The following is a 16,270-nucleotide window of genomic DNA, read 5'->3' on the forward strand; positions in this document are numbered from 1 at the left end:
AACGCCTACAAAAAATTAAATGAAATATTCTTTTTTAGCCTTCGCTTTCTTGTTACTATTTTCTTGTAAAAATCCTGATGAAGAGTATCACAAACCCGAAAGCGCTATAGATGCTGGCCGCGAGTTTATTCAGCAAACATTAAAAGGGAAATTTAATGCAGCAAATAAATACATGCTGCAGGATGAAGACAACCAGTTTTGGTTGGCGAAGTGGAGCAAGGAATTCAAAAAAAGCAGTGAGCAGGATAAAACAGGCTATAGTAATGCTTCTATTACTATTTACGAAGTGACTGATGTGGTTCCAGATAGTGTTACAATTGTAAGCTTTACCAATTCTTACCGGAAAAGGCCACAGAAAATAAAAGTGGTTAAAGCGAACGGAGAATGGAAAGTTGATTTTAAATACACTTTTTCCGGCAACTTTTAACCTGCGTAATTCATCTTTCTCGCGTGAAGGTTTGATGATTTTTAGAACAAAAACGAAATAATGATTAATACGGCTAAGTTGTAATATTGCATCTTTTAGAAATATCTTTTCACGAGCACCCAACACTTTTAAATTAATTTATCAAATAAGAATATGGAGAAATTTACAAACGTTTTACATCCATGGCACGGAGTAGAGTGCGGAGAGCAGGCACCAAGATTAGTGAATGCTGTAATCGAAATTCCGCAGGGATCGAGAGCGAAGTATGAGATCGATAAGCCAAGTGGCCTTCTAAGATTAGACAGGGTCATCTATTCCTCTTTCTATTATCCATCCAACTATGGCTTTATTCCTCAGACTTATGGCGACGATAAAGATCCTCTTGACATTCTTGTTTTGTCAAGTATTAGTATTCAGCCGATGTGTCTTGTTACTGCTAAAGTGATAGGGGTAATGCAAATGATAGATCAAGGCGACGGCGATGATAAAATTATTGCCGTAGCCGCAAATGATCCGTCTATCAATTATATTAACAACATCGAAGAACTTCCTAAACACTTCTTTGGTGAACTACGTCACTTCTTTGAAGAGTATAAAACGCTCGAAAACAAAAGTGTAAAAGTTGAAGAGTTCCAGGATAAGAGCATGGCTTTGAAAATAATCCAGGAAGCAATGGATAATTATAAAAGGAATTTTAAATAATCGTACATAGTTCTTGTGCTTCTAATTTTTTGTTGGAGGCACAAGAACTTTTTCGTTTTTCAAAATATGTGAGAAAAAGATTAAAAGGATAATCTTCGGTATAGCACCTGATTTATTCACTTATAATCCTTTTTATTAGCCTCAGCTTATGCGTTCGTTTACCTGTATCTCCGTTAACTATTCCCAGGTTGTCAATTGTATCTATCCTTACCTTTCCTGATGCATGAATGATAGTTTTTGTATCAAGCAGAATTCCTACGTGTGTTATCCTCCCCGCTTCATTGTCAAAAAAAGCTAGGTCTCCTGCTTTAACCTCCTGCAAAAACCCTACTTCATCACCTTGCGTTACTTGTTGAGATGCATCTCGTAATAATGGAATGTTGAGAAATTTAAAAACAGTTTGTGTGAAGCCACTGCAATCAATTCCAAAAACAGATCTACCTCCCCAGAGGTATGGAGAATTTAGAAAGAGAAATGCGATTTCTTCAAGAAGCTCCATACTCGACTTGTTCTTTTCTACGTTAAAAACTTTTCCTGAATATTCCACGCGACGTCTTCCTACAAACCCATTATTATGTAAGGAGCTTCCAAAAGGAATGCGCATCAACTTATCATCAACGATAATTTTATTTACCCAATCTCCCGCTAACCTCCCTGTTTTTATAAAACTTTGGTCATCTTCAAATTGTTCCAATTGGCTTTCCTGGCACCATCCTTCATAACTGTCATAGACACCTTTTACTTTTACGAAATCCCTGGCACTTTCAACAACTTCGCAAATTTCTCCAAACAGCAATTGGCTTACCTGCTCGCTTCGATGCGCTGATTCAGCACGCATAGGACAAACCGGAACAATGCAAACTAATAAGGTCATAAGAAAATTTATAGTACAGTTAATATTGTTATGGAAAAAGTTTTTATCAGCATCTCTAATAAAAAAATATCTACATTGAAGCGTGGCTAAAGATGCATTTGCACATATCGAAGATAAAGAACTGTTATCTAAGTTTTACAGCGATGGAAACAACCAATGGCTTGGCATTTTGCTTCAACGTTACACGTTGCTTTTATATGGAGTGTGCATAAAGTATTTGAAAGATGAAGAAGAGGCAAAAGATGCAGTGCAGCAAATATTTCTTAAGGTAATAACCGAAGTGCAAAAATACCGGGTAGATTATTTTAAAAGCTGGTTGTATATGGTGGCCAAGAATCTGTGCCTGATGAAAATAAGAGAAAAACACGGACGTATACCTGTTGAAATCTCAGACAAGATTGCATCAGCAGAAGATATGTTTAGTAAAACAGAATTGCTTGAAAAAGATCACACACTCTCATTGATTGAAGAAGGTTTGAATGAATTGAATGCGGAGCAGAAGCTATGTGTAACTTTGTTTTATTTACAAAAACAAACGTATCAACAGATTACAGATTTCACGGGTTTTAATTTATTGCAGGTTAAAAGTTACATACAAAACGGAAAGCGGAATTTGAAATTGATTGTTGAGAAAAAATTGAAGAAAGTAAATGGCTGATTGGAGAAATATATTGTCAGATAACAACGAGCAGTTGAGCGAAGAAGATCTTCTAAAGTATCTTGATGACGATCTGTCTCAGGAAGAAAAGCATTCCATTGAAAATAGGATCAACAATAGCCCTTTTGAGGTTGATGCGTTGCAGGGCCTGTTACAGGTCAAAAACAAAAAACACCTGCAAAAACATGTAAACCAGTTAAATCAAAAACTACAGCATTTAACAGCCAAAAGACAAAGAAAGGAAAAAAGAAAAATCAAGATCTTTAAGTGGGTAATATTGACTCTGCTTATTCTGCTTTTTACTTGTGTCGTTGGTTATGTTATTATAAGACTTCATGTCAGAAGTAATATCAACACAAAAAACCTTAACAGTACTACTAAGGTGTTAACCATGTAAACTAGTAGTGTCAAAGTCAATAAATCTTTAAAATAAAATGGGTTGCTTTTTGGTAACCCATTTTTGTTTAGTTCAAATCCCTCTACATTTTTATAAAATATAATGTAGAATGATGATCATCTACTTGAGATATGTAGCCGGTATCAATAACCTTGTTTTCGCCAGTTCTCGGTCCACGGTTAACAGCTATCATTAAAAGCCCAAAAAACTTATTTTGTTAAAACATTCTTAAAAAATCAGACGGCTTGGAAGGGTTAATAAAAAAGTTTTACTATTGATACGAAATAACTCGTATATGGCAAAACAGATAAAACCAACAGAGGGTGAACTAGAAATATTGCAGGTATTGTGGGAGAAAGAAAAAGCAACTGTTAGAGACGTACACGAAACAATCCTTAAAACGAAAGAAGCAGGATACACGACAACTTTAAAGTTGATGCAGATTATGTTTGAGAAAGGTTTAGTTACCAGGGACGACTCTGCTAAGACTCACATTTACCAGGCAAACGTAAGTAAGGAAAAAACACAAAGTCAGTTTGTGGGGAAAATGATCTCAAGCCTTTTTGGAGGATCATCAACGCAGTTGGTTATGCAGGCACTTGGAAGTCAATCGCCAAGCAAGGAAGAATTACATGAAATACAACAACTTCTTGATAATTTGAAAAAACAATAATATGCATCCTCTGCTCCATTCCCCCTTCCTCCAGGCATTGGGCTATACCATTATCAATAGTTTATGGCAGTTTGCACTTTTATGGCTTTTATACTTTCTAATTAACACAATTTTTAAATTAACCTCGCATCAGAAATATACTACCGGACTTGTTTTCGAGATCATAGGTTTTACCTGGTTTATCGGAACTATGGTTTTCTATTACAACCAGTGTTTGTTGCTACCGGAACAAAGCGGTGTAAATTCACAATCTTATATTCCCGGACTTTTAACTCGTACCGGGGCTTCTTTCAGCCAACAATTTTTCATTATAGTTTTAAGGTTCGAGCAGTTCTTTCCCTACTTGTCGATTGCTTACCTCGCGCTACTTTTTATTCTTGCAGCAAAATGGGTTTTCGCTTATAGGTTTACTCAACAGGTACGATTTGCAGGGCTTGCAGAAATAGATGAAGATTGGAAACTTTTTGTTCAAAAACTATCATTAAGCTTAGGCATTACGAGACCTGTACATATCTTTTTATCCGAACTGGTACAAACGCCTCTGACTGTTGGCTTTTTTAAGCCGGTAATTTTAATCCCGCTTGCCACCATTAACTACCTGAATCCACAGCAAATGGAGGCTGTAATCTTGCACGAACTTGCACATATCAGGCGATATGATTACTTATTCAATTTGATCCTGGCAGTAGTTGAAGCATGTCTTTTCTTTAATCCGTTTATGCAACTAATACATCAGCAGGTTAAAAAGGAAAGAGAAAATTGCTGCGATGATTGGGTTTTAAGATATGACTACAGCGCTACTTCTTATGCGCGCGCATTATTACAAATAGCATCGAACCAACCGGGCAAACAACTGCTATCGGTTAACGCAACCGATAATAAAAAGCTGCTTATTAGCAGGATAAAAAGAATTATAGAAAAAAACGAAAAGACTTTTTTTAATCACAAACATCAGTTACTGGCTTTGTTAGTGCTGACCACTGTTTTTAGTTTCCTTTCATTATTATCACCCTCAAAAAAAACTGCTCTTACATCTAATAGGTCAACTCAAGCTAATGTTGTTTTTCAGCCTATAGCTGCAAAAGTTAAAAACCCTCTCTTTAATCCTGTATTCTTTTTAGCGAATGCCTCTGAAGACACAGTTTCTGAAGACACAGTTGAGATAACAAAAAAACTGGTTGAAATAAAACCAGTTAAATCCAGAACTGCTATTAGTCGTTTCGCTGAACCTGTTTCTCAACAAGCTACTGCTGCAGAAGAAGCTTCCATGTTGCCAAACGAAGATAATAAGTTGGTAGAAGCTGCTTCTGTAGTCAATCCAATGATAGAAGTTAGCTCTCCATCATTTGCTGCCTCTCTAAATGTGGCACTGGAAAATTGGTCAAAAAACCAGGACTATTTTAAAACACAGGAGAAAACAGAAAAATGGTTTTCAGAAGAAGCTTTCAAACAAATGGAAGTTGCAAAAAACCAGCTTAGAAAAGTTCAAAAAGAGACAATTAAAGAAAAGGATATTTTAAACCTGGAAAAGGTTAGAATGCAAGTTGCAAGCGCGCTTGAGCAAGTAAAATCTACTAACAAAAAGGTTGAACTGAGTAAACTAAAAAGTCTTGTTCGGCTGGGAATTAAAAAAATTCAGAAAGAAAAAGTAAGCACTCTTCTTCCAGATATGAATGTTTTTAAGCTAAATGAACTGGAGTTGCTAGAGAAGCAGATAGAGAAAGAAATGACTTCGCTTAATCAAACCACCTTCTACACAACGGCTTCGATTACTAATACAGATTATAACTTCAGAGTTCCTGCTGTGGTTTATACACCTCCTACTGAAAAAGAACATACTTTTTCTTTCCAATTTTCGACAAAGCCAAGAGTGAGAGTAATTAGTTCACAAGGTTTGATCGAACTAAAAAGAGAGCAAAAAAAGGAAAAACTTCCTGTTGCCGAGGCTGAAGAAGATGACGTTACACACAATGAAACAATTGCTCCGCCACCCGCACCACCAGCGAGAGTTCGTTCTGTCTATATAATAAAAATTTAGAACTTCAGTAAAACCTATAATCGCGGAGCCGTCGGCTTTATTGGTTTATCAAAAGTGTTGGCTCCGTGCACTTTTACTTTTCGGCGAAAAACTTTATCTCCTGCAGAAACATACAAAGTATCAAAGTCAGTACCTCCAAAGCAAACATTGGAAGCCTGACCTGAGGGTATCGGTATGATAGCATTTACCCTTCCTGTTTGATCGAGGATTTGGATGCCTAAACGAGTTGCTACATATACCCTTCCGTCTCGATCACATTTTAATCCATCGCCCCAGGCATTGCCCTCGATGTCCGTTTCGTGCAACCAACCGTAACGTTGTTTATTAGCAAGAGATCCATCGGGCTGCACCTGGTACACCCACACCCAATGTGTAGAAGATTCGGTTATGTACAGTTGCGTTTGGTCCGGCGACAAAGTAACTCCGTTTGGATACTTTAACCCCGCATCTATCTCTATCTTTTTACCATCCTTAATCAGGTAAAGCTTACCTGGCTTTTTACTTCCATCTGGCGACGTTACATAGATGTTTCCGTTTTCAGCAACTACGAGGTCATTTCCCAAAATATCACTTGCTACAACTGCCTCTTTCCCGCTAGCATCGTAGCTAAGAATTTGTTTTGTTTCCCCAGCCACTACGTAGCGTTTTCCGTTAGAACCGAAAGACGTACCGCTCGATTTTTTAGAATGCAATGGCAGAGTTATCAACGCTCCCTTAGCATCAACTTTATAGGTTTTTGATTTGAGAATATCATGGAAGAAAACATTGCCTGCTGCATCCGCCGCCGTACCTTCTGTAAAACCATATCCCTGTCCTACAAGTTCCCATTTGCTGCCCGGTATCAAGATGTCGTTTATGAACTGATTTTTTGAGCTACCTGTGGTCATTGGCTTTGGCCAATCTTTCCATAAAAACCTCATTACCTCTGGAAAAATGGCGGTGCCGTGCCTTCCGCTATGTTGACCTTCTCCCCAAATATGCTTCGATTCGTAACCTGAAAAAGTTAAGGCTCTTTCCATGGTTTCGTTGGCTTTCCACCAATCACCTGCATAAATGTTTAAATCGTTCGTACCATCCTGGAGAAAAATTCGAAGTGGCTTTGGTTCATATTTACGAACAAGTGTAGGATATCTATCAGCCCCTCTTAATCCAACATAAGTGCCAATGGCGCTAAATACTCTTGAAAACTCAGAAGGCCTTTCCCATGCAGCAGTAAATGCACAAACTGCCCCGCTGCTTGATCCACCAATGGCTCTATCATTTCCGCTCTTAGACAATTTTATTTCACGTCCATCGCTTGCTTTCTGCTTTTCAACTTCCGGAAGCATTTCTTCTAAAATAAACCTTGCATACGCATCTCCAAGTCCGTCATATTCGAAACTGCGATTGTACCTGTTTAAAGCGTGAGCCGTGTCTAATGCTTTTACGATACCCGGATTTATAAAAATGCCTATGGTTACGGGCATTTCTTTAGCATTAATTAAATTATCAAAAACTGTCGGAGCCTTCCATTGTATACCATCCTGGTTTATGTACACACAGGCAGGTTTATCGGGTCGGTATTGTGCAGGAATATAAATCCAATAATCTCTTGAAGTACCGGGAAAAATTCTAGAGTTGTTGAAACTAAACTTTCTCACTTCGCCTTTTGGTACTCCTGAATGTTCAACTGAAGCAGAGTCTTCGGGATAGGTTTCGGTCGTTGTTTGCCCATACGATTGCATTTGAACGAGCAGTACGACAACTACCATTAATTTTTTCATTTTTAAAAATTGGTTTAAATAATGTCAATAGTAGGGAATTGATAAAGAAAGAAGGCTAACTAACCAATGCAGGTTGCCTCACTTTTTGGTAACAAAGTGGATCGAACTTTTTAGTTTCTTTTCTGAAAGTCACTGTCAGACCCGGGTAAAGGGTTGTGTTTTTTCCATTCGAGTTCATATACCAACTTCTGCACCCCGAGGCCCAGACAGTATTTTTCAGCTGTGCCTGTATTCTTTCATTGTACGCCTCCTGCACCGATGGCTTTAAATCGACATACTCATGCGGTCCTGACTTTGCGATGTAATCGATATACTGCAGAATATAGTTCACCTGCGACTCTATCATATGTAAAATAGAATTGTGGCCAAGCCCGGTATTAGGTCCCAGTAAAATACCAAGATGCGGATAGCCAGATATCGTTGTCCCGAGATAGGCTTGCGCCCCCGTCATTTTCCATTCACTAACTAGATCACGGCCCTGCAATCCCCGCACTTTTATATAAAGATTTAAGTCTGCGGCTACAAAGCCAGTTGCAAATATTACGGCGTCAAGCAGATGCTCGGTACCATCCATAGTAAGTATACCGCGTTCTGTAAACCGATCAATCCCCTCAGCTACAAGACTTACATTGTCGCGGTTAAAAGTGGGGTAATAATCATCTGACTTTAAAATTCTTTTGCAGCCTATTGTATAGCGCGGGGTCAGTTTTTTGCGTGTTGCAGCGTCTTTAACTTCCTTACGTAATTTTCGAATGGCCGTCCATGCCATTACCCTGTTTAACGTTTTATTGCCTATAAATCCCAACCCAAAAAACTCGTTTATCCAATAAAAAAATTCTCTTTTAAACCTTTGCGCCGCTGGAAACTGTTGATATACTTTCTTAGTTGTTTCACTTATTTTTTTATCAAAACGATCCATAATCCACGGAGGAGTACGTTGCATAACGGTTAGTTGTTTTACCGACGGCGCAAGATGAGGCACCACTTGTATCGCACTTGCCCCGGTACCTATTACAGCCACTCTTTTGCCTGTCGGCGCGAAGTTTTTATCCCACTGGCTGGTATGAAAATGGGCGCCTTTAAATTTATCTAAGTCTTTAAAAGTGGGTATAAAAGGTCTATTCAAAGGACCTAAACCAAGCAGTAATACCGATACTGTAGTCTCTCGTCCCATCCTGTCAACAACTACCCAGCAACTTTCTTCTTCAAAAAATCTTGCCTCTACAATGTCTGCGTTTAGTCGAATGTGACTTTGCAACTCACAAGAAACTGACACGTTTTTGAGGTAGTCTAAAATCTCGGGTTGACCGGCATATAGGTTACTCCATTTGGCATTAGGGACCTTAGCAAAAGAGTACAGATGGACAGCTATATCACAAGCACAGCCGGGATAAATATTATCCCGCCAGGTGCCACCAATTTCCGAAGCTCTTTCAAAAATCACAAAAGACTCTTTGCCCGCTTTCTTTAGACCTAAAGCTGCCACCAGGCCCGCAAATCCTGCTCCTACAATTCCAACCTGGTATTCTGGCTTCATGATCTATAATTGATATTTGATGATCTTGAAATTCTCTGTGTTTTTATCTGTAGTAAGGACCCTGCGCTGAACGAAAAGATTTATTATACAAGCATTAGTTCCCCCGTCATCATCGTTGCGTCGCATTTCGTTCATCTGTAAACCAACTTGCAACGTCTGTTTCCATTTTTGGTCATGTTAATTTACAAGATGCTTGCGTTAATGGCTATAGCCTTGGTAATTATACACTTACTTTAAACGCTTTGTCCATCCTTTTTTTGAAAATCCTTGTATAGGCAACTGGAAACAGCCGTGTCATCATATCTATTACTCTTCCATCTTTACCTATAACAAGCCGTAGTTTTTTTCGCCTTACTGCTTCCAGTATCAGGTGAGCTGCCCTCTCGGGTGTTGTCATAGCTATCTTATCGAAATCCGCTGTTGCTTTTGCATGCATTTCCTCAGTAAGAAACGTTCCTTTGGGTTTAGCCGCACGCATTATGTTTGTTTTTATTCCACCCGGATGAACTGTTGTTGTATAAATATTTGTTCCCATCAGCTCCATACGAAGTGCTTCCGTAAAACCTCTCACGCCAAATTTGGCTGTACAATAAGCTGTTTGATTGGCGAAACCTCCTAAGCCAAATACACTCGACAGATTTACAATGTGACCTTCATTTCGTTCCATAAAATAGGGATAGAAAGCTTTCGTCATTCTTATAACTCCCCAAAGATTTATATTCATCAACCACTCAAAATCATCCTGGTTCGTATGATGGAAGTTGCCACTAAATAATCCAACTCCTGCGTTATTTATAAGAATAAGCTTTCGACCTTTTAATTGAGGTATTATCAATTCGGCAAATTCATAGACCGCTTTTTTGTCTGCCACATCTAAGACATGCACTTCCATTTGCAATCCTTTTCGTGCACCCAATTGCTTTGTTTCTTCAAGGGGCACGGCATTAATATCGGCGGCGATAACGAAAGCTCCCCGATCTGCAGCTTGTAAAGCAAGTTGCCTTCCGATGCCAGAGGCAGCACCCGTAACAACTACCACGCAATTATTAAAATCGGCTGACATTAAGTTTGGAATTAGATAAGTAAGGTAAAAAATTGTAACATAAATCTTAATAAATGACCTTTCTAATTTTAGTCTGCGAAACGATTGAGCAATTAAAAGGACTTTCTAATGCAGCAATTGCTAGAAACAAAAATGCCACCCGTTAGGTGGCATCTTTGCATATAGCACTAATATATAATTAACCAAGTAAAGAGACATTGAAAGCTTCTAAACCTTTCTGTCCTTGTCTTGTTTCAAATTCAACTTTAGCGCCGTCATTTAATGACAAGCCATTAAGTCCTGATACATGGATAAAGTAATCTTTTCCACTGTTACTTGTAATAAATCCAAAACCCTTTAGTGTGTTAAAAAATTTAACTGTTCCTGATTCTTTCATGATAATTTTAATTAATGATTTAAAGATATCTTTTTTATTTAAGAAGCGGACTATTATTCATGCCGATTGTCTATTTAAAAAGTTAAGAACATTTTTCGTGCAGATTCAACAACCAAATTAATAGTCAAGAAAAACACGATTAGAGACATAAATTATCAGCTTCCGAAAATGTTAGTGTTTAAAAACTCATTCCTCATTTTGCCTTTTGGATCGTATTTCATAGCTATCTTTTTAAAGTCTTCAAGCTTCTCGTAACGCGAAGCAAGCACTTTAGGAGACATGGTAAAGAGCTTGCCCCAATGCGGCCTTGCGTTGTATGGAGAAAGTTCCTGTTCAATTATTGGAAGAAGCTTTTTCACCGCATCCCACTCCTGTTTCCATGTAAAGTGAATTGCCACAGAGGCCTGGTTTCGGCAAGGACTCATCCATAAGTTATCTGCAGCAATGGTTCTGATTTCTGAAATAAAAAGGTGAGGGCCTGTTTGTTTTCCTAAACGTTGTATAGCCATGAGCGCATTAACAGCATTTTGTTGTGGGATAAAAAACTCGGACTGCAGCTCCACGCCGCTGCTTGGCGTAAAGCCCATTTTAAAGTGAGGCAAACGCTCATACCACCTTCCCGGAACGCCCATTTGCTCCGTACAGTTAACAGCAGATAATTCAACGATCGGATGAAGATTTTTAGTGGCTGCTTTTGCTCCAAAAAACTCGGCCGGCAAGTCCTGATCTGATCCTTGATCACGCCTTTTTATCCAGACTTCATTTATGTTTTCTGTTTGCCAATCAGTAAAGAGGCTAACACTATAACCGGCTGAAACAATTTTATCAAAGTTGTCTTTCAGTTGGGTAAGTGGCATTTGCAAAAAAACATTTTGCTTCACCTGGTAGGTAGGCTCAACGTGCAGAGTCACTTTTGTTATCAAGCCTAAAGCACCCAAACCTACAACTGCCGCAAGAAAATCTTCTCCGTCTTTATCCTTTGACAGATGAACAACACTTCCATCTGGTGTAACCATTTCTAGCCCGGTAACTGCAGTAGCAAGATTTCCATTGCCGACCCCTGAGCCATGGGTAGCAGTTGTAATAGATCCAGCAACAGAAATGTGAGGCAGCGATGCAAGATTGTGCAGGGCGAAACCTTTTTGATCGAGGTAAGGTGCCAGTACTCCATACTTTATTCCTCCTTCAACAGTTACTGTATTAGCCTTCGAGTCTAGCGATACAACCTTGTTCAGTTCTGTGAGGGAAATCAGGTTGTCTTTACTATCGGCAATCCTGTTAAAACAATGCCTTGTTCCCAACGCTTTAAATCGATCACATTTTCTCACCAGCTTTTGTACTGCCTCAACTGATTTGGGATAAAAAACTTTATTGGTACTAAACTCTAAATTGCCTGACCAATTTTTTAGTTTTTTGTTTTGGGCAAGGCCTTGAAGTGGAGATATAAAAGGGGTGGCCATTAAAGTAGAAGATAGTTTGATGAATGTTTTTCTTTTCATATTATCGGTCTATATGAAAATGACATATAGATACATCTAAAGTAATATTAATTATGATAGATAAGGGACTAGTAAATTTTGATGGAAGTGGGTGAGGCTTTGATAACTTAGGCACGGTGAACAGAAAATGGTAGTAGCTGATTTCGGGATAAAACAAACTTGCCGAAGTTTGTGATTTAGTACAAGAGTGCGACGCAACGGCCGTTTCATTGCAGCTATCAGGTTTGGTTAAAAAAGTGCCTTTATTTTCATACTCGGAAAAAGTAAGGGGCTGCAAGCTTTGAAGATTTTTAGAAGGATTTCTGCATTTAAATAAATTGCTTTTATGGATATCACATTTAATACACCTGCATTATTGTTTCCTGCGATCAGCCTTATTATGCTTGCTTATACAAACAGGTTTCTTGCCCTTGCAAATCTTGTTCGCACTCTGCATGGGGAGTACCTGAAGAGTGACAAACAGAGTGTTCTATCCGGGCAAATCAAAAATCTGCGGTACCGGTTGAGACTGATTAAAAACATGCAGGCGCTTGGTATCGTTAGTTTTCTATGCTGCATTATTTGTATGTATTTCATTTACCTAAATAACAAAACAGGTGCTGATATTTTGTTTGCTCTGAGCCTCATCTTCTTTCTGTGGTCGCTTATGTTATCGCTATTTGAAATACAACTAAGCACCAAAGCACTTGAGATACAACTAGGTGATATGGAAGACCTGAGAGAGCCTACTATTGTTGATTATGTGAAACGCAAATTTGAGAAGGAATAATTCTCATGTCTTAAACCAAATTTGTTTACTGCAATTAATTGCAACTCTGTAATTTCAATAATATTGTAAGTACTAACAGTTGTACTTCTATTTACTAACGTTTGCATAACATACCAAGATGCCTGCTAACAACTTTCGCTTTGCTATTATCCTGCTTACTTCTTTGTTTTTCCTATGGGGCTTCGCGCTTAACTTAAACCCAATTTTAATTCCGCATTTAAAGAAGGCCTGTCAACTAAGTGACCTGCAATCAGCCTTGATTGACTCTGCATCTTATATAGCTTATTTCCTGATGGCTATACCTGCGGGATTGTTTATGAAAAGGCATGGATATAAAGGAGGAATAATCGTTGGTTTATTATTGTTTGCTGCAGGATCGTTTCTTTTTTTCCCGGCTGCTGCTGCGCGGTCTTATGCTTTTTTCCTCGGCGCTTTATTTATCATCGCCTGTGGACTGGCTTTTCTGGAAACAGCTGCTAATCCATACATCACAGTTTTAGGTGATCCTAAGACAGCTACACAACGTATCAATTTTGCTCAATCATTCAACGGGCTCGCGGCAACTTTGGCTCCCTTGGTAGGAGGACTTTTTATACTGTCCGGTCAAACTTACACTCCTCAAGAAGAGGCCGCGATGAGCCAGCAACAACTCAGTAATTATTTGCAAACGGAGGCAAACTCAGTACAAATTCCATTTATTATAATAGGCGCGGTCGTGTTATTAGTTGCCATATTCATCTGGAAAACAAAGTTGCCGGATATCATAGAGAGTGAAGACGTAAGGGTGGAGCAATCGTTGTTGAAGGAAAAAAATCTGATGTTAGGTGTGTTAGCCCAATTCTTTTATGTAGGTGCGCAGGTTTGTGTAAGCAGCTTCTTTATCCGATTCTCAAAAAGAGTTGCGGATATCGCAGAAAAACAGGCTGCCATGTATTTGTCAGCAGCATTGTTAGGCTTTATGGTTGGAAGGTTTATAGGCACTTTTTTAATGAGGTATATATCTCCTGCAAAATTGCTCGCAGCTTTCAGTATCATTAATATGGGTTTGCTTGCGCTTGCAGTAATGACCAGCGGTAAAATTTCAGTGTATGCCTTAGTTGGGGTTGAAGTCTTTATGTCCATCATGTTCCCAACTATCTTCTCTTTGAGTATTCATGGATTGGGAGCAAAAACAAAAGAGGGTTCTTCACTGGTAATAATGGCGATAGCAGGGGGCGCAGTCTTCCCCGTGATTATGGGTAAGCTCTCAGATGCAACTAACATACAAACAGCTTATGTCGTACCTGCTGTTTGTTTTATCGTAGTATTTTATTTTGCTATAAAGAACCTTCGGGTTAAAGACATTACGTTGTCTGTTGCTCATTAAACAAAGCCGCCATTACTTACCTATCTGCAACCTTGTGTTTGGATGATCAAAAAACTTATATATTCTACTTTATTCATTACAACGATGATTGCTTCCTGCAACAATGCTGCGAAAAAACAGCCGAATGAAGACAACAATGAAAATACCTACAAGGAAGGCACTTTCGGTTATGACCTCAATTTTCTGAAGCAGCATGACAGCGTTGTTGTTTTACAAGCGGCGGACGAAAATTCAAAAGTAATTGTCTCCCCAAAATACCAGGCAAAAGTATTTACCTCGACAGCTGAAGGAAACGAGGGTTACAGTTTTGGATGGGTTAATTATAAAGCATTTTCGGGACAGGTGGATGCACACATGAACGCATTTGGTGGAGAAAATCGTTTATGGCTTGGACCTGAAGGCGGAAAATTTTCGTTGTATTTCGAACCGGGAGCAGAAATGGTTTTTGATAACTGGAAAACTCCTGCGCCGATTGATACGGAAGCATGGAAGGTTACGAACCAATCCAGCGATGCTATCAGCTTGCAAAAAGAAATGAAACTAACAAATTACAAAGGCACTGAAATGCAGTTGTTGGTGGACAGAATCATCAAAATTTTAGACAAGCAACAAATACAAACCAACCTGGGCGTGACAGTAGATACGTCAATAAAAGTGGTAGGTTATCAGACCTCCAATGTATTAATAAACAAAGGTCCTTTCGAATGGACAGACAGTACGGGCATGCCTTGTATGTGGATCCTTGATATGTTTAAGCCCACTCCGGCAACTGTGATAGTTGTTCCTTTTAAAGACGCCGGCACTGAACCTTTCAATAAAGTTGCGACCACTAATTACTTTGGTGAAATCCCCGGCAATAGGATCAAGCATACCAATGAAGTTTTATACTTTAAAGCTGATGGTAAAAGCAGGGGCAAGCTGGGAATTACACCCGGTAAAGCCAAACCGCTGGCAGGAAGTTATGACGCTCAAAGTAAGGTTCTCACTATAACGATGTTTGATGTTGATCCTGGTGCAAAATATCTCAACCAGGAATGGAATACTACCAAGCCTTCATTTTCTGGTGATGCTGTAAATGCGTACAATGACGGACCATTAGCCGATGGAACTCAAATGGGACCTTTCTATGAAATTGAAAGTGTTTCTCCAGCTGCCTTCTTAAAACCAAACGAATCCCTTTCTCATAAGCATGCAGTGTATCATTTTACAGGAAATGAACAAGGGTTAGATGTAATTGCAAAAAAGCTTTTTGGAGTTGGTTTGGAAGAAATCAAGAAAGCTTTCTAAGTACTTCAATCGGTGGTACTCTTTAAGCATTCCACCACGCCTTTCGCCTTGGGGCCTTTTTTATAAATGATTTTACGAGGAAAAGTCCGGAAACGAAACCACCAATATGGGCGGCATAGGCAATGCCCCCAGCCTCTTCTCCTCCCAAAGTGCCCAATCCATTTAGCACCTGGAAGACAAACCATAAGCCTACCACTATAAAAGCAGGTATGGTTACCACAAAAAATAAAAACAACCATACGTGCACACCCCTTGTCGGAAACAATAGCATGTAACCACCTAAAACAGCGGAAATAGCACCCGAAGCACCAAGCGAAGGAATGAGTAAATTTTGACCTAAAATTAAAGTGGCAAACACGTGACTTAAACTAGCGAGGATACCACATAGCAGGTAGAAGGCGAGGTACTTTATGTGTCCTAAAGAGTTTTCTATGTTATCACCGAAAATCCAGAGGAACAACATGTTGCCAAGCAGATGGGCAATACCACCATGCATAAACATCGAAGTGATTAGTGTAAGAAAAACAGGAACAGGGGTTCGTTGAAGACCAGGCAGTTGAAGGTCCTGGCCGGTATAAGGGTCAGTCAAAACCTTAGTGTCAGTAATGATATCAGTGCCGGTTAAAATTTCCCCGGGAACGGTGGCATAACCGAAAGTAACGGGCAGATCCTGACCCAGTCTTTGCCAATAAATGAACGCAAAAATGTTTAGGGTTATTAGCAGATAATTGATGACGGGAGTTATTTTCCTGTCTCTGTTATCATCCCCAATTGGTAGAAGCATTGTTTCTTACAAAACATTACAAATCTTGTTCCCTTAAGATCGTCACTATTACTCAAA

At 39.1% G+C, this 16,270-nt stretch carries 16 protein-coding genes; 9 read left to right on the plus strand and 7 right to left on the minus strand.

Going from position 1 to position 16,270, the window contains the following annotated elements:
* Positions 1–19: 19 nt before the first annotated feature.
* Entirely contained in the window at positions 20–427 is a 408-nt protein-coding gene (locus SAE01_RS13180) for a nuclear transport factor 2 family protein (RefSeq protein ID WP_147204235.1), read from the plus strand.
* A gap of 153 nt (positions 428–580) precedes the next feature.
* Positions 581–1,129, plus strand: a complete 549-nt coding sequence (locus SAE01_RS13185; RefSeq protein WP_147204236.1) for an inorganic diphosphatase — start codon at positions 581–583, stop codon at positions 1,127–1,129.
* Positions 1,130–1,241: 112 nt separating this feature from the next.
* Here the strand turns inward: SAE01_RS13185 and SAE01_RS13190 are convergent, their stop codons facing one another.
* Positions 1,242–2,003, minus strand: a complete 762-nt coding sequence (locus SAE01_RS13190; RefSeq protein ID WP_147204237.1) for a C40 family peptidase — start codon at positions 2,001–2,003, stop codon at positions 1,242–1,244.
* 82 nt (positions 2,004–2,085) lie between these two features.
* Between SAE01_RS13190 and SAE01_RS13195 the strand changes: the two genes are divergently transcribed.
* The 4 genes from SAE01_RS13195 to SAE01_RS13210 all read left to right on the plus strand — a co-directional run bounded on the left by SAE01_RS13195 (position 2,086) and on the right by SAE01_RS13210 (position 5,769).
* On the plus strand, positions 2,086–2,661 hold the full coding sequence (locus SAE01_RS13195) for an RNA polymerase sigma factor (protein ID WP_147204238.1): 576 nt from the start codon (positions 2,086–2,088) through the stop codon (positions 2,659–2,661).
* Entirely contained in the window at positions 2,654–3,058 is a 405-nt protein-coding gene (locus SAE01_RS13200; RefSeq protein WP_147204239.1) for a hypothetical protein, read from the plus strand. The genes SAE01_RS13195 and SAE01_RS13200 overlap by 8 nt, the downstream gene beginning before the upstream one ends.
* A gap of 295 nt (positions 3,059–3,353) precedes the next feature.
* The gene (locus SAE01_RS13205; RefSeq protein ID WP_147204240.1) at positions 3,354–3,731 is read left to right on the plus strand and encodes a BlaI/MecI/CopY family transcriptional regulator; all 378 of its coding nucleotides are present in this window, start codon (positions 3,354–3,356) and stop codon (positions 3,729–3,731) included.
* A 1-nt stretch (position 3,732) separates the two neighbouring features.
* On the plus strand, positions 3,733–5,769 hold the full coding sequence (locus tag SAE01_RS13210) for a M56 family metallopeptidase (RefSeq protein WP_147204241.1): 2,037 nt from the start codon (positions 3,733–3,735) through the stop codon (positions 5,767–5,769).
* Positions 5,770–5,783: 14 nt separating this feature from the next.
* On the opposite strand, the gene SAE01_RS13215 is transcribed toward SAE01_RS13210, so the two are convergent.
* The 5 genes from SAE01_RS13215 to SAE01_RS13235 form a co-directional block, all read right to left on the minus strand.
* The gene (locus SAE01_RS13215) at positions 5,784–7,532 is read right to left on the minus strand and encodes an SMP-30/gluconolactonase/LRE family protein (RefSeq protein WP_147204242.1); all 1,749 of its coding nucleotides are present in this window, start codon (positions 7,530–7,532) and stop codon (positions 5,784–5,786) included.
* A 55-nt stretch (positions 7,533–7,587) separates the two neighbouring features.
* Positions 7,588–9,069 (minus strand): flavin-containing monooxygenase, encoded by a 1,482-nt coding sequence (locus tag SAE01_RS13220; RefSeq protein WP_147204243.1) that lies wholly within the window; start codon positions 9,067–9,069, stop codon positions 7,588–7,590.
* 220 nt (positions 9,070–9,289) lie between these two features.
* The gene (locus tag SAE01_RS13225) at positions 9,290–10,132 is read right to left on the minus strand and encodes an SDR family NAD(P)-dependent oxidoreductase (protein WP_147204244.1); all 843 of its coding nucleotides are present in this window, start codon (positions 10,130–10,132) and stop codon (positions 9,290–9,292) included.
* Between the two features lie 178 nt (positions 10,133–10,310).
* On the minus strand, positions 10,311–10,508 hold the full coding sequence (locus SAE01_RS13230) for a cold-shock protein (RefSeq protein WP_147204245.1): 198 nt from the start codon (positions 10,506–10,508) through the stop codon (positions 10,311–10,313).
* A 155-nt stretch (positions 10,509–10,663) separates the two neighbouring features.
* The gene (locus SAE01_RS13235; RefSeq protein WP_147204246.1) at positions 10,664–12,007 is read right to left on the minus strand and encodes an FAD-binding protein; all 1,344 of its coding nucleotides are present in this window, start codon (positions 12,005–12,007) and stop codon (positions 10,664–10,666) included.
* Positions 12,008–12,332: 325 nt separating this feature from the next.
* Here SAE01_RS13235 and SAE01_RS13240 point away from each other — a divergent pair, with 325 nt between their 5' ends.
* The 3 genes from SAE01_RS13240 (at position 12,333) to SAE01_RS13250 (ending at position 15,429) form a co-directional block, all read left to right on the plus strand.
* On the plus strand, positions 12,333–12,776 hold the full coding sequence (locus SAE01_RS13240; protein ID WP_147204247.1) for a DUF2721 domain-containing protein: 444 nt from the start codon (positions 12,333–12,335) through the stop codon (positions 12,774–12,776).
* Positions 12,777–12,894: 118 nt separating this feature from the next.
* Positions 12,895–14,142, plus strand: coding sequence for an L-fucose:H+ symporter permease (gene fucP / locus SAE01_RS13245; RefSeq protein WP_147204248.1), 1,248 nt, complete (start codon positions 12,895–12,897; stop codon positions 14,140–14,142).
* A gap of 42 nt (positions 14,143–14,184) precedes the next feature.
* Positions 14,185–15,429 carry a DUF6786 family protein gene (locus tag SAE01_RS13250; protein ID WP_246113235.1) on the plus strand — a complete coding sequence of 415 codons (1,245 nt, stop codon included), beginning with the start codon at positions 14,185–14,187 and terminating at the stop codon, positions 15,427–15,429.
* Positions 15,430–15,451: 22 nt separating this feature from the next.
* Here SAE01_RS13250 and SAE01_RS13255 read toward each other — a convergent pair whose 3' ends face one another.
* Positions 15,452–16,213, minus strand: coding sequence for a rhomboid family intramembrane serine protease (locus SAE01_RS13255; protein WP_147204249.1), 762 nt, complete (start codon positions 16,211–16,213; stop codon positions 15,452–15,454).
* Between the last annotated feature and the right edge of the window lie 57 nt (positions 16,214–16,270).

The sequence above is a fragment of the Segetibacter aerophilus genome (assembly GCF_007991655.1).
Taxonomy (GTDB): Bacteria; Bacteroidota; Bacteroidia; order Chitinophagales; family Chitinophagaceae; genus Segetibacter; species Segetibacter aerophilus.